General features: G+C 71.6%; 17 protein-coding genes. 11 read left to right on the forward strand and 6 right to left on the reverse strand.

Going from position 1 to position 13,029, the window contains the following annotated elements:
- Positions 1 to 41: 41 nt before the first annotated feature.
- The 6 genes from AB0E14_RS01200 to AB0E14_RS01225 form a co-directional block, all read right to left on the reverse strand.
- Complete coding sequence (locus tag AB0E14_RS01200) at positions 42 to 434, reverse strand: hypothetical protein (RefSeq protein WP_362409981.1); 393 nt, start codon at positions 432 to 434, stop codon at positions 42 to 44.
- A 66-nt stretch (positions 435 to 500) separates the two neighbouring features.
- On the reverse strand, positions 501 to 1,409 hold the full coding sequence (locus AB0E14_RS01205; protein WP_362409983.1) for a hypothetical protein: 909 nt from the start codon (positions 1,407 to 1,409) through the stop codon (positions 501 to 503).
- Between the two features lie 158 nt (positions 1,410 to 1,567).
- Positions 1,568 to 3,295, reverse strand: a complete 1,728-nt coding sequence (locus AB0E14_RS01210) for a hypothetical protein (protein WP_362409985.1) — start codon at positions 3,293 to 3,295, stop codon at positions 1,568 to 1,570.
- Between the two features lie 94 nt (positions 3,296 to 3,389).
- Positions 3,390 to 3,902 carry a hypothetical protein gene (locus tag AB0E14_RS01215; protein WP_362409987.1) on the reverse strand — a complete coding sequence of 171 codons (513 nt, stop codon included), beginning with the start codon at positions 3,900 to 3,902 and terminating at the stop codon, positions 3,390 to 3,392.
- A 70-nt stretch (positions 3,903 to 3,972) separates the two neighbouring features.
- Positions 3,973 to 4,392, reverse strand: coding sequence for a hypothetical protein (locus AB0E14_RS01220; RefSeq protein ID WP_362409989.1), 420 nt, complete (start codon positions 4,390 to 4,392; stop codon positions 3,973 to 3,975).
- Between the two features lie 189 nt (positions 4,393 to 4,581).
- Positions 4,582 to 4,833, reverse strand: coding sequence for a hypothetical protein (locus tag AB0E14_RS01225; RefSeq protein ID WP_362409991.1), 252 nt, complete (start codon positions 4,831 to 4,833; stop codon positions 4,582 to 4,584).
- Positions 4,834 to 5,100: 267 nt separating this feature from the next.
- Between AB0E14_RS01225 and AB0E14_RS01230 the strand changes: the two genes are divergently transcribed.
- From AB0E14_RS01230 to AB0E14_RS01280, 11 genes are all read left to right on the forward strand, one after another.
- A complete protein-coding gene (locus tag AB0E14_RS01230) occupies positions 5,101 to 5,580 on the forward strand; it encodes a hypothetical protein (RefSeq protein ID WP_362409993.1) in 480 nt (159 codons plus the stop codon).
- Between the two features lie 68 nt (positions 5,581 to 5,648).
- Positions 5,649 to 6,257, forward strand: coding sequence for a hypothetical protein (locus tag AB0E14_RS01235; RefSeq protein WP_362409995.1), 609 nt, complete (start codon positions 5,649 to 5,651; stop codon positions 6,255 to 6,257).
- 47 nt (positions 6,258 to 6,304) lie between these two features.
- The gene (locus tag AB0E14_RS01240; protein WP_362409997.1) at positions 6,305 to 6,946 is read left to right on the forward strand and encodes a hypothetical protein; all 642 of its coding nucleotides are present in this window, start codon (positions 6,305 to 6,307) and stop codon (positions 6,944 to 6,946) included.
- Between the two features lie 405 nt (positions 6,947 to 7,351).
- Positions 7,352 to 7,720 carry a hypothetical protein gene (locus AB0E14_RS01245; RefSeq protein WP_362409999.1) on the forward strand — a complete coding sequence of 123 codons (369 nt, stop codon included), beginning with the start codon at positions 7,352 to 7,354 and terminating at the stop codon, positions 7,718 to 7,720.
- A 60-nt stretch (positions 7,721 to 7,780) separates the two neighbouring features.
- Positions 7,781 to 8,005: a hypothetical protein gene (locus AB0E14_RS01250; RefSeq protein WP_362410001.1), complete on the forward strand. Its 225-nt coding sequence runs from the start codon at positions 7,781 to 7,783 to the stop codon at positions 8,003 to 8,005.
- Between the two features lie 58 nt (positions 8,006 to 8,063).
- Positions 8,064 to 8,738 carry a hypothetical protein gene (locus AB0E14_RS01255; RefSeq protein WP_362410003.1) on the forward strand — a complete coding sequence of 225 codons (675 nt, stop codon included), beginning with the start codon at positions 8,064 to 8,066 and terminating at the stop codon, positions 8,736 to 8,738.
- A gap of 83 nt (positions 8,739 to 8,821) precedes the next feature.
- Complete coding sequence (locus tag AB0E14_RS01260) at positions 8,822 to 9,472, forward strand: hypothetical protein (RefSeq protein ID WP_362410005.1); 651 nt, start codon at positions 8,822 to 8,824, stop codon at positions 9,470 to 9,472.
- A 78-nt stretch (positions 9,473 to 9,550) separates the two neighbouring features.
- A complete protein-coding gene (locus tag AB0E14_RS01265; RefSeq protein WP_362410007.1) occupies positions 9,551 to 9,847 on the forward strand; it encodes a hypothetical protein in 297 nt (98 codons plus the stop codon).
- 72 nt (positions 9,848 to 9,919) lie between these two features.
- Positions 9,920 to 10,384, forward strand: coding sequence for a hypothetical protein (locus AB0E14_RS01270; RefSeq protein WP_362410009.1), 465 nt, complete (start codon positions 9,920 to 9,922; stop codon positions 10,382 to 10,384).
- A gap of 92 nt (positions 10,385 to 10,476) precedes the next feature.
- Entirely contained in the window at positions 10,477 to 11,322 is an 846-nt protein-coding gene (locus tag AB0E14_RS01275) for a hypothetical protein (protein WP_362410011.1), read from the forward strand.
- 259 nt (positions 11,323 to 11,581) lie between these two features.
- Positions 11,582 to 12,928, forward strand: coding sequence for a DNA cytosine methyltransferase (locus AB0E14_RS01280; RefSeq protein ID WP_362410013.1), 1,347 nt, complete (start codon positions 11,582 to 11,584; stop codon positions 12,926 to 12,928).
- Positions 12,929 to 13,029 lie beyond the last annotated feature (101 nt).

Consider the following 13,029-nt stretch of genomic DNA (forward strand, 5'->3'; position numbering starts at 1 on the left):
GCCGGGGCGCGCCGGTTGTGTCGCGCCCCGGCTGGTTCCGGTTAGGCGGCGAGCGCGGCGCGGGCGTCGGTGTCCCAGTCGGGGAGGTCGATGCTGAGTTCGGCGTAGCGGGCGGCGCGTCGGGGTCCGGAGTGGGTGCAGCCCTTGTGGCGGCGGGGCGGGGCGGGGTTCGCTCCGGTGCGCTTGCGCATGTGGCTGGGGAAGACCTCGATGTCCTGGTTGCAGAGCAGGCAGTGCAGGGTCCAGCGGTGTTCGCTGCCGGGGTAGCCGTTGTGGACTCCGGCGCAGCGGGTGCGGGTGCAGCCGTCGGGCTCGTCGACGGGGGTGGCGCGGGTTCGGTAGGCGAGTTCGGTCATCCGCTTCCCGACGGCGGCGAGGCTGTCGCGGTTGCGGGGGGGGGCGGGCAGGAAGGCGGAGAGGAAGAGCGCGGTCATGGCGCGGGCCTTTCGAGGCTGGAGGTGGGCCCGGGGCGGCTGGTGCGCCCTGGGCGGGGGGCTGCTTCAGGCCGCGAGGTGGAGCAGGGGGACGGCGGTGTCCTGGTGCCAGTCGGACAGGGAGGCCAGGAGGCGGTTTCGCCACGCGAGGGCGTACCTGGGGCAGTTGGAGCACGTCTTGTGCGTGCAGCCCGGCAGGGGTGCGTGGTGGCGGGCGTTGAAGCTCCAGGCGAGGGAGTCGGAGCTGTAGAGCAGGTGGTGGACCTCGCGGAGGCCGGTGACCTTGAAGCCGAAGCCGTGGAGGCGGAGGCCGAGTCCGTGCAGTCGCTCGACGATGCGGACGGCTTTCTTGGTGGACTGGCGGCGGCAGACGGAGCCGAGGCCGACCAGCGGTTCGACGGTGAGGTCGATGCCCATGGCGGCGTACATGTCGACGCAGCGAAGGTAGTCGTCGAGGGTCCAGCCCTGGAGGACGGGCATCCAGGGGAGTTCGTCGTCGCGCCACATCAGGTTCAGGTACGAGGCGACGGTCCGGCTCTGGTGGTCGTAGACGCTCTGGCGGGTCTTGGCGAGGATCTGCGGTTCGCACATCCAGTCTTGGATCGCGGCTCGTTCCAGTTCGCCGATCTCGTCGGCGTATCGGCGGACGGCGGTGGCGTACTGGGCCGGGGGCACGGTCCATTCGCCGTACAGGCTCAGCTCGGTGAAGCCTCCGCTGTCGAGCATCCAGGGTGTGGCGGCGCGCGGCAGGGCGCGGCGGGCGGTGAGTCTGCGGTGGGAGACGCACAGCGGGACGACCATGCTGCCGCCGAACTCGGGGCGTTCCAGCCATGACGGCTGGTGGGTGCCGAGGTAGCTCCAGCGGTCGGTCTCGCCGTACTGGTGGAGGGTGCGGCCGGGGTTCGCGGGACCGGCGGGGAGGGTGGGGACGGTCACCGCGGAGGCGGGCACGTCGAAGAGGGTTTCGGGATGCACTGGGGTCGCTTTCGCGTTGGGTCGGTGGCCCGGTTGCTCTCCGGGCGGTGTCGGCGGTTGCTCTCCCCCAACAAGAAAAATAGTACAGCAGACGTCACGCTTGGTCTAGTGGCCCCTGTCCAGAAGCCTCATGCGGCACACGTGCGCCACACGCTGTATCAGTTGGTCATCTGGTTGTGCAGGTGCGGGCCGAGGTACCCGACCACGAGTCGGCCGGCAGCCGCGCCTTCTGTGCTCTTCACCCCATCCAGGAAGTACAGCCGGGGTGCAACCGTGCCGCGTGCGCCCAGCTTGAGGTGGGCCTGCATCTCGACCCGGCGCCGGTCCGGGCCGGGGAAAAGGCGCTCGTGCCCGTACTTCTCCATCGTGGGCGGGCTCTCCGCCATCGCGACGTGCCGGACAGGGTAGGGACGGGCTCCCGGCGGCGGGGTCAGGCAGAACTGGAAGAAGTTGCCGGTGAAGCCGTCGGTGGCCGCCGCTGCGTAGGAGTCGAGCGCGCCCAGTGCTGTCCACGCCTTGGCCGCCCAGGTCCGCGCCTGAGGGTGGACGTCGAGCGCCAGGGCGGTGCGACGGTCCGCCGTGACGAACACGCGCTCCCACTCCTCCAGTCGCTGCCACAGTTCCTCAAACGAGCCGGGGACGCCGGGGAGCCCCACTCCGGCCTGCACCGCCTCGTCATGGCGGTCCTGGCGCAGGAGCATCACCCGGAACCGGTCCGCCTCCGCTCGGGCCTGCGACAGCGCGTCCAGAGTGGCTAGGTGGTCCTCGACCTCGGCGTCTCGCTCAGCGGCGACGGCGGCCAGCTCGCTGCGGGCGGACAGGTGCGCTCGCTCCGTCAGGCCCTTGGCCCGGCCCAATTCCGTCAGCTCCTCGTCGGCCTGACCCAGCAGGCCGTTCAGCAGCTCCACTTCCGCGTGCAGCGCTGTGAGACGGTCCTCGGGCTGGACGGAGGGGGCGTCCGTCACCTGGCGGGCCTTGTCCAGGGTCTCCTGACGCTCCCGGCGGTGCTGTTCGGCGACCCGGTTCGGAAACTCGACGGCGGCGAGCTGCTGCGGCATCGGCTGCTCCCGCGCGAGGGACAGGATGCTCGTGGTGATGCTGTGCCACGCCCGATCTTCAGGGTTGGTCCAGCGGGGCGCTCCCAAGACGCGGTGCCGGGCCCCGTCGGCAGCCCAAGCAGGATCGACGAGGGGCAGGTAGACCCGGACGGCACCGGCGTTGACACGGTGGTCGTAGCCGACGGCTGCACGGAAGGCGTCGATGGCGGGAAGGTCCCACAGCAGGTAGGCCGAGGCGTCCCCGGAGACGGCGTGCACGGTGCCGGCCACGCGCTCTGCCCACAGCGGATGCCTCTGGGTGGGTCGGGCCGCGACGACCAGGGGCATGTGCCGGTCGGGGGCACGGAGCATGGCCACCAGCGAGGGAACCTGCTCGGCGGTGACGCGAAGAGCGTCGGGGGTGAGCCGGGAAGGGCCGTCGTACGCCTCCAGCTCGGTGACGAGCGCCCGGACGATCTTCGGCTTGACGGTGCGCGGGCGGCGTTTGCCGCTGGGGAAGCATTCCAGATCGACGCCGACGGCCCCCGGGCCCGTGGCGGATCGCACAGCGGTGATGGTGGTGCGCCAGGTGGCCGACGGCTGGTATTCGCGGAGCTGCATGCGAGTGGCGTACTCGGCGCCGGTGTCGTCGTAGGCCGCTTCGGTCAGCAGGACGGTGCTGGGGGCGATGGCGTGCTGACCGGTTCCGGCGGGGACAGCGTCCGAACCGAACTTGCCCTTCAGCCACTGAGCGGACACCCAGCGGACGGTTTCGAGCATGGTGGAGGGGTCGGGGACGGTGAAGGTCGAGCGGTGGGCCAGGGTGCGGGTGGAGCTGTCGGTGGTCACGGATACCCCTTCAGGGTCGAGGATGTAGGGAGTCCGGGCCCGCGCGGCGGTCGGCCGGCGCGGGGCCCGTTGTTCCCGGCGGAGTGCTGGCTGTTCAGCCCCAGGGCGTCACCGCGGGGCGCTTGATGTCGCGTGCGTGCCCGTACCAGCGCACGAGGACGGCTGTCGGCTGTCGAGCGAGCCAGTCACGGCGCTCGGCGCTGGTAGCGGGCTCCCATTCGATGGCGGGGCCGCTGGGGTCGATGTGAGGCTGGAAGCCGGACTCCAGGAGGACGTCGATGACGGTGCTGCGTTCCCGTATGGGCAGGGACAGGTCCGGCGAGTTGCTGTGCCCGGTACGGGAGTCGATCTGACCGATCAGCCAGTCGCGTTCGGAGATGTACGGGCCGATCTCTCCGGCAGCGGCCTGCACGGCCGACCAGCGGTCGACGGCCTGAACTTCCGTGGCCTTCCAGCCGTGGGCGAACATGGCCTGCCACACGGCGGCATAGGGGCCGAGGGATCCATCCGGCTGGAGCTCGGCGCGTACAGGAAGGACGTGCAGCACTTCTCCACGCTGGTGGAGCACGGTGAAGGTACGGATGGGCTTGACGGGGTTGATGGGCATGGCGAACTGCCTCCTGCTACTGGTGAGAGGTAGGGCGGCGCCCGCTTCCGTAGCGGGCGCCGGTGAGCGACTAGGAGCCGAAGTGGCTGCGCCCGTCGCGGTTCACGTGGATGCCAGCCACGGAGACGTGGCGGGAGACCTCACGGTCCTTCCAGAAGCCGGTGGAGCAGTCCCAACCAGAGACGCCGACAACGAAGCCGTAGAAGTAGCCGACCCCGTACCGATCGAACTGGCGGACTCCCAACTCGTCAGGGTGGGAGTGGACGAGGGCCTTGAAGATGGCGCGGACGGCGCGCGTCTCGTACGAGTCGGCGGCGAAGCGGCGGGATTCGTGATGCCCGTATCCGTAGTCCCGCACCTCTTCGCAGGAGGCGGCGGCGAGCCGGGCGGCAACGGCGTCGGGCACCACGGCAACGGGGCGGTTCCAGCAGTCGAGGCCGACAGTCACCATCTCGGCGGTCAGGTTCGAGAGGGTCAAGGAAGCGGTCATGGGGGTCCTCCGGGGAGAGCGAAGAGCGGGATTTCGCGAGTTTTGCGAGACCTCTACGCGTGCGCGCGCAGGGAGGGCCTTCCGTGCCGTTGTGCGGCAGGGAGAGGCGGGGCGTCCGGCGCCGGCGCTCGGCGGTTGGGCGCCGGGGTGTGGCCCCACCCGCCGAGGGGGCGGGTGGGGCGGTGAGGGTCAGGCTTCGGCGCGTTCGATGGCCTCGTTGATCGCCTTGATACGGGTGTGGGCTGCCGTGCCATTGATGGAGGCGTCGTAGCGGTCGATCGCGGTGACCTCGTACACGTGGAGGCACATGCCGAAGTACGCGTCCAGGTGAAGCGCGTCGCGTTCGTCGTCGTCGTGCGGGGTGAGGGTGACGCCGAAGACCTCTTCGTCGAGGAGGAAGACGGTGAACGCGCGGGGGGCCTTGTCGAGGTTGACGGGCATGGTGGTGCCTTTCGCTTTGGGTCGGTGCCCGGCTGCTCTCCGGGCGTTGTCGGCGATCACTTCCCGCCGACATGAAAAATAGTACAGCAAACGTCGCCTGATGTGCAAAGCGGTCGCCACTTGCCCAGCAATTAGCGCTCTCGATGACCTCCCGCGCTCCGCCATCGACGCTAGCTGTACTTTTTCAGCGTCGCTGTGTAGCGTTCGGGGCGCACCACCGGCCTGGAGAGCAACCGGGCCCCCGACCCACCTCTGGAGACAACTCCCATGCGCTCATCGCGTCTTCGCCCCCACCTGCCCCGCCCCGCGGCGCTCCTCGTCGCCGTTGCGGCGGGCACGGTTCTCGCGTTCGCCTCGGCTTCGCCTCTCACCGACGGCGCTGCGCCCGCCGGGCAGGTGGGCCACCCGGTGGACGTCGTCGCAGCTCCACTGCCCGTCGAACTCGGGGACGACAACCAGGACGGCCGGATCGACGAGGACGAGACCGGCTGGGACTGCCGGACGATGGGCAACCGCATCTGCGGCCCGCGCACGGCTCCCGCCGAGTGCAGGGGCGTCGGCTCCGCGATGGACCTGTGCGTAACGGTGGCCAGTCGCCCGCCGTACGGATGGACGAACCCTGACGGTTCCCGCACCGACAACCCGGACGGCCGCACGCTGATCGCCGACCTCGACGAGACGCCGGGCAGCCCGGAGTTCGCGAGCGCCCTGGCCGTGCTCGACGCCGAGTGGCGCCAGCAGCACTGACCACCTGCCACCCGGGGGCGCAGCCGCGCCGCTGCGCCCCCGCCCCCCCCTTCCGGGAAGGACCCGCGATGCCCAGATACTTCGACCTCGACCCGACGACGCGCCCCGTCCGCCTGTCCGCGCGCCCGGCCGGCACTCACCCGTACGAGTTCGACCCCGCCGCCGTGCGCATAGTGCGCGCCGACTGCATCCGGCATGGGGACGTCGTACTCGGGGAGGTCTACGGCCACGACCCGGGCCACTGGGCCGGAGTCAGCTACCTGCCGTACGGCTGCGTGCCGTACGCCGCCCGGCCGCGCGCTCTCGACCCGGCGTGCCCGTGCGAGATGTGCGCCGATGTCCGCTCGGACCCGTTCACGGACCTCACCGATCCGGTCGCGCTCACGGTCTGGCCGCGCGACGGCCTGGCCCCGGTCTGCCAGCTCTACAACGCCGACGACCTTCTCGTGATCGTGCCCGCGTGGGCGAGGAGCGGGGTGTTCCCGGCCCCTGGGCGGCGCTACTGCCGGGAGCGTGTCGAGCGGGCCGCGAACGACGCGTTCGACTGCCTGTCGGCCTACTTCGACTTCGGCCAGCCGGACGACCGGCGGCTGTTCACGGGGGCGGTGCTCGCCTTCCTGGACGACTCGAACAGCCCCTACCCGTACCGCAGCCACGAGCCCGACGACGAGTCGTGACCGGCTACCACCTCGCCGAACCGCCAGACAGGATTGGAATCCCCCTCATGCGCTTGATGACGCTCACCGACGGCACTGAGTCCCTGCTCGTCGACGACCGGCCCGTGGACGACTGCTTGTTCGCCGCTCCCCTCCCGTACGGGCTCACGCTCGACGACGCCGTCGCCGTCCGGGCCCGGGAGGTGGAGCCCGGGGACCTGGTGGTTGCGCTCACCTTCGAGGAGTCCGGGACACGGCAGGTGAGTCACTGCCCCGGGCCCTTCCCAGCCGCGCCGCGCCCGCCCGCTGCCTGCCCGTGCGAGGGGTGCGCCGAGTGCGATGAGCTGGACGAGTGGACCTTGGCGGATCACCGGCGGGTCGCGGACGTCGCGTGGCGGTACGTGTGCCTCTGCCCGTCGGAGCGGGACGAGGGGTGCGTGATCGAGCCGAGCAACCGGCCCGTGATCGTGGTACGCGCTGAACGGGTGGAGCGGGCCAAGGCCACGCGCAAGCCGATCCGGCGCCCGTTCACGGCGGCATGGTCGGTGGAGGTGGAGGCGGGCAGCCCGGAGGAGGCGGCGCGACTCGGGGCCGAGCGGGTTCGGGAGCAGCTGGGGGCCATGTCCACGATGCGGTGGTCGGTCTCGGAGGCGGGTGGCGAGCCGTGCACGGTGACGGTGCCCGTCGCCCCGGAGGAGGTCGGGGCGTGAGGGGGCGGGACTGGCGCGAGATGACGCGGGCGGACTTCGACACGGCTGCGCCCGGGGGTGGTGGCCGCGTGCCGGCCGCGCCGGACCCGTACGGGACGGAGGCCCTGTTCGGGGACGAGGTGGGGGCGTCGCCAGCCCGGGGCAGGCGGACGGGCGGGGGCGCGCCACCTCAGGAGGAAGCCTTGTTCGACCTGGACTAATAGCCACAGCACTCGTCACCAATGATCCCCCAAGGAGGGGAACGCCGCATAACAGCACTGGTAGAGCGCATAGTCTAGCCCGACTCCCTTCCCAGTTAGACGCATAGTGACGTCTGCTGTACTATTTTCCTTGTTGGCGGAGAGCAACCGCCGACACCGCCCGGAGAGCAACCGGGCCACCGACCCGAAGCGAAAGAAGATCCCCATGGCTTCCGCCAACGCCCGCCGCGCCGCCGCCGTCCTCCGTAACCGCGCCCGAGACAACCGCGCCGCGCATCAGGCCACGCAGGCTGTCTCGACCGGCGTCGCCGCCGTCTCCGCCCACCTGATCGCGGGCGGTCTCGACCCGGCCACCGCTCACCGCTTCTCCGGCGCCGTCACCCGCAAGGCGAAGTCCCTCGGTCACACCCCGGCCGCCACCGGCACCAAGCGCAAGAAGCTCAAGGGCCGCGTCTCCAAGCTCGTCGAGTTCGCCCTGTGGACCCGGGCCCAGATCGCCGCCGTCCTCGCCGTCTACCGGCCGAAGGACAAGCAGGCCGCCGCCCTCTTCGCGCGCCTCGCACTCGCTGCCTGACGGACACAAGCCCTCGCCGGGGCGCACCCTCGCGCCCCGGCCCACCCCTGGAGAGAACCCGTGTCCGACACCGACACCCTCAGCCTCGCCGAAGGCGCTCGCCCCGCCTGGGACACCTACCGCACGACGTTCCCGGCCGCCGACATCGCCGAGCTGATCGCAGACCTCCTCCACCTCGCCGACGCCGAGGCTGACGGCGACACCGACGACGGGGCCGACGTCCTCCACCGGGCCACGCGCGACTGGGAAGCGGAACGCTCCGATCCCTCTCCCGACGCTGGCTGATCGCCCACCCTCCCCGCCGGGGCGCCCAGCGCCCCGGCCCCCTTCCCCGGAGCACACCGTGAACCTCTCCCTGCCTGCCCGTACCGCCGTCGCGACCCGGGCCCGCGCCGCCGCCGCCGTCTGCCGTGACCGCTTCGCCCCGCCCGCGACGATGCGCGCGCTCCACTCGATCGCCGTCCACCTCGACGACACCGCGTCAGCCTGCGAGGCCACCCCGGTCGACTTCCCGGCCGTCATGCGCCCGCTCGCCGAAGCCCAGAAGCTGATGGGGGCTCACCCTGACGCCCGCCTGCCGCTCAGCGTCCTGCCGTACATCGTGGCCCCGTTCTCTCCTGCCGTCGCCCTGCCGATACCGGAGCCGCTGCTGCCCCTGATGGACCGGCACGCGGCCGAGGAAGCCGCCCTTGTCGCCGAACTGGACCGGCTCCACGCCGACACGACCGCCGCCGCCGAAGACACCGCCAAGTGGTTCACCGCCGTGCTCGGCGTCCTGGCGAAGTGGATGCGCCTGGCCGGTGAGGTCGACGTCGACAACCACCGTCCCTGCAACCGTCAGGCCGTATTCGCCAAGCACGTCGCCTGCCCCGAGTGCTCCGGTCACGACGTCCGATTCAGCGTCCGCGAATGGGCGACCTGCACGTGCGGCCACGGGGACCTGTGGGGCCGGTTCCTCGTCTGCTCCTGCCTCGGCTACGACTGCCCCGCCATCACCGCCCCCGCCGCCGCCGTCTGACCACCCCGGGGGCGCGCCGCCGGGCGCGCCCCTTCCCGGCCGGAGAGCAACCGGCCCCCGACCCACCCGAAAGGCACCACCCCATGACCACCGCCATCGTCACCGCCTCCCAGCTCGCCACCGACGCCCGCGTCACGCACCGCGCCTACGCCGCGTTCCTGCACCGCGATCCGTCCGAACTCATCGACCGTCTCGACGAGATGTGCGACTACGCCGCTCCCCGCAGCTCGGAACGCCCCTGGGGCGTCGCGCTCCAGCGCCTGACCCGCGCCCTGCGAGCCGCCAGCCCGGCCCCCGCCCGGCCGTCCGTGTCCGGCCGCGCCGAACACCAGGCGGCGGCGACGGCCGCCCTGAACGCCATCGTCGCGTTCGAGGAGGCCGACTCGGTGACGGTGACGCTCCCCCACGACGAGCACGGCCGCTACGTCCCCGCCCCGGGCACGGAGTACCCGTTCCACGTCTCGGACATCGGCCGTGCCGCCGTGCACGTCCTCGGCTCCCACTGGCACGCCGAGTCCTCCTCCTTCGGCGTCGGCGCGCACCTGACGCGCACCAGCAGCGTGCGCGGCTTCGTGCTCGGGGTCGACGACGAGGGAGACCTGTTCCTGGAGGACGAGGACGACAGCAACCGCCGGAGCCACTTCCTGTACTCCACCGCCGCCGACGGCCTGCTCCCCCTCGCGCACCTCGTCGCCGACAGGATCCGGGAGATCCGCGAACTGCGCGCCGCCTGATCACCCTGGGGCGCGCCGCCGGGCGCGCCCCAGGCCGGAGAACAACCGGCCACCGACCCGGAGCAAGAGAGTCTGACCATGACCAACACAGCCGCTCGCCTCGCCGCCGACGCCCGCACCGCACACCGCTCGTACACCGGCTTCTTCCACCGCGACGCCGACGAGCTGACCGACTGCCTCGACGAGATGTACGCCTACGCCTTCGACCGCAGCAACGCACCCGTCTGGGGGCTCGCAGTGCGTCACCTGGCCCGCGCCATCGAAGACGGCGTCGTCGCGTCGGGCGCGCCCCGCAAGACCCGCCGGGCATTGCGCCGGATCGCGGCCACTTCCGCCATGAGCGCCATCCTCGCCTTCGAGTACGCCGCCGCCTGACGGCCCGACTCCCCCCGGGGGCCGCACCTTCGCGGCCCCGGCCGGCTCACCCACGCCCCCCTGGAGACCCCCTTGAACACCACCGTCGACACCGTTTCCGTCCCGGCCATACCCGAGCTGTTCACCCGCACCCAGGTCAAGGAAGCAATCAGCGCGGGCATCGACTTGGCCACCGACGAAGCGAACCGGTCCGAAGGTGAGGACCGCTTCGTGTGGGCATCGGCCGCCATGCTGGTCCTGCTCGATGAGCCCGACGCCGCATGGGCCGCCATCCGGGAGCACCGCAACGGCGCCCCGGTCCCCCGCGAGGACGACGACTTCGCGCAGTTCACCCGGGACCAGGTGGCCCGTGCTGTCGACGACGGCGTGCGGCGTGTTGCCGAGGCCAGCCGCCGCCGTCAGACCGACGACATCGACGACCTGATCGTGAACGCAACGCTGACGCTCCTCGACGACCCCCGGGCCGACTTCGAGTCGATCGCCCGCGACAACTACGCCGTGAGCCCGCGCGAACTGCGCTCCTGGCTGCACGGCTGACAGCACCCCCTGCGGGAGGCGACGTAAGCAGCCTCCCGCCGGTCCACTCCCCGGCGAGAGCAACGCCGGTCGACCCGAAGAGAAGGAACCCTATGAGCACCGTCATCGCCCCCGGGCACGCCGGACTGGCACTCGCCCAGCGAATCGTCGAGCACCTGCCGCACCGCGACGGCCGCGCCTGGAGCGCCGCTGCCTACTCGGCGTGGTGGACCGCCCGTCCGGCCGCGCGCCTCACGCAGACCGGTCGCGCCGGGGCCGTGATCGTCGCCGTTCACGCGTGGCGCACCGAGGTCGCCTTCCAGCTCGACGGGCGGGAGCCGTACGGCCCCGACGTGGTGACGGACCGGCTGGCCCCGCAGTCGATCGCCCGGGAGGTCCTGCGCCTGGTGCTGCCGCGCCTCGACGACGCGACCGCTCTCGCCGAGGCGCCCGCGCCCGCCGACGCCGCCCCCGTGCGGCTGGGACAGCTCGGACTGATCGGGGCGGCGCTACGCGCGCACGGCGCCGAGCCGGCCGAGCACCGGGGCCCGCTGGTCCACTCCAACTCTCTGGTCTGGCGCAGCGGCAGCGGCGTGGGGTACCGGGCGTCGCTGGTCGGCTCGAACCCGGCGGTCGACCTTGCGCTCTCGGGCCCTGTGCGGGAGGTGGAGGCTGTGTTGCCGCTGTTCCTGGAGGAGCCCGCCAAGCTGCCGCGCCGCGTCCGGGGTGTGAAGACCGCATTGGGCCGCAGGCTCGCCGCGCACCTGACGCAGTTCACGACGGTCGATCGTCTCGACGACGGGGGGCTGAGCATCGGCACGGCGAGCGGCCCGTTCGGATACGTCGCTCCGCCCTCCGACCCGGGCGCGCCCGTCAGCGACAGCTCGCCGGTCAGCGCCGAGCTGCACGGGGTCGGGATCGACCACCTGATCAGCCTCGCGCCGCTCCTCGCCCGCTGACCCGCTCCGCCCCTTCCGCGCGCCCGGCCTATCCGCCGGGCGCGCTTCTGTGCCCCGAGTCCCCGTCGGCTGAGGACCGGGGACCACCCCCACCAGAGTCCAGCCTTACGTCAGCACACGTCGCTAGCGACGCACCCACCTGCACATTCGACTTCCAAGCGACGCCTGCTGTATTATTTCTTCTTGTTGGTGGAGAGCAGCCGCCGACACCGCCCGGAGAGCAACCGGGCAACCGACCCAAAGCGAAAGAGCATCCTTCGTGTCCGAGCTGACCGCCGCCGAAGAAGACTTCCTCGACACCGTCCTCCTCGACTACCACTACGCCGACAAGCCCATCCCCGCGGGCGTCATGGCCGAGCTGGACCAGATCGCCGCGCCCTGGCCGGGCCGCTGGCTCCTCCCCTCCAAGCCCGGTGACCGCAAGCGCGTCATCGAGCTCTGCGCCGGCCCCGGGGGCTGGGCGGAAGGACTCAAGACCGTCCTCGGCCTCACCGCCTACGACGTCGTCGGCGTCGACATGAGCGCGGACGCCTGCGCCACCGCCGTCGCCGCCGGGCACGCTCGAATATGCGCCGACATCACCAAGCTCAACCCCGAGCACCCCGCGCTGCACGAGACCGTCGGCGTCATCATCAGCCCGCCGTGCCCCAGCTTCTCCACCGCCGGGAAGCGTGCCGGACTCCTCCGCAGCAACATCTGCATCCTGCGCGACGCCATCGCCGCCGTCGGCGAGGCCGGAGGCTTCATCCGTCTCGACGAGGTCTGCTGCGACGAGCTGTACCCCGACCTCGAAGACGACTGCCCGCTGTGCGCCGACCTCGGCTACCACGAGGGCTACGCCCCCCGTAGCGGCCAGACCTGGGACGACGTCCGCGCCATGCTCGACGGCCTCACCGACCCGCGCATCGGCCTCATGCTCGAAGTGGTCCTCTGGCCGCTCGCTCTGCAGGCCGCCGGTGCGCCCATCGAGTGGATGGTCATGGAGCAGTCGAACAACCTGCCCGAGGAGATCCTGGAGGAGCTGAGCGTCGAGTTCGGCGGCGCCGACTGGTTCCGCACCACGTGGGCCATCCTGGAGGCCGCAGACCTCGGCGTCGCCTCCCGCAGGAAGCGGGCCTTCATGATCGCCTCCCGGTACCGCTGGGTCACCCTGGAGCCGCCGAAGGAGCCCCTGCCGACCACGACGATGGCCGAAGCGCTCGGGTGGGAAGAGGGCGAGCGGGTGAACACCCGCGGCCAGCGGCCCTTCGACCCGGCCACGGGGCGCGCCAAGGGCGGCAACACCTACTCGGCGGACAAGCCGTCGTGGTGCCTGACCGGCAAGACCCGCACCTGGGTCCGCGAGCGGGACGGACTACGGCTCACGCCCGCTGAGGCCGGGGTCCTCGTCTCCTTCCGGGCGTCATACCCGTGGCAGGGCTCCCGCTCTAGCCAGTTCCAACAATCCGGAGACGTCGTATGCCCGGCCGTCGCCGCGTACGTCCTGGGCGTGCTTCACGGCATGGATTGGGAGCCTCAGGTCCGGGACTACCTGACCGGCCTGTATCACTACAACGACCTGTGGGACGAGGAGCCTTGGCCCGACGAGTACCGCCTAGTGGTCTGACCTCCGCGCTCGGGCCCTCACGCCACAAGTGAGGGCCGGGGCGTCGGCGCGCCACGCGGATCTGGTAACGCGGCTTGATCACCACCACTCGACGCCCTCGC

Source organism: Streptomyces sp. NPDC047981 (assembly GCF_040653315.1).
GTDB lineage: Bacteria > Actinomycetota > Actinomycetes > Streptomycetales > Streptomycetaceae > Streptomyces.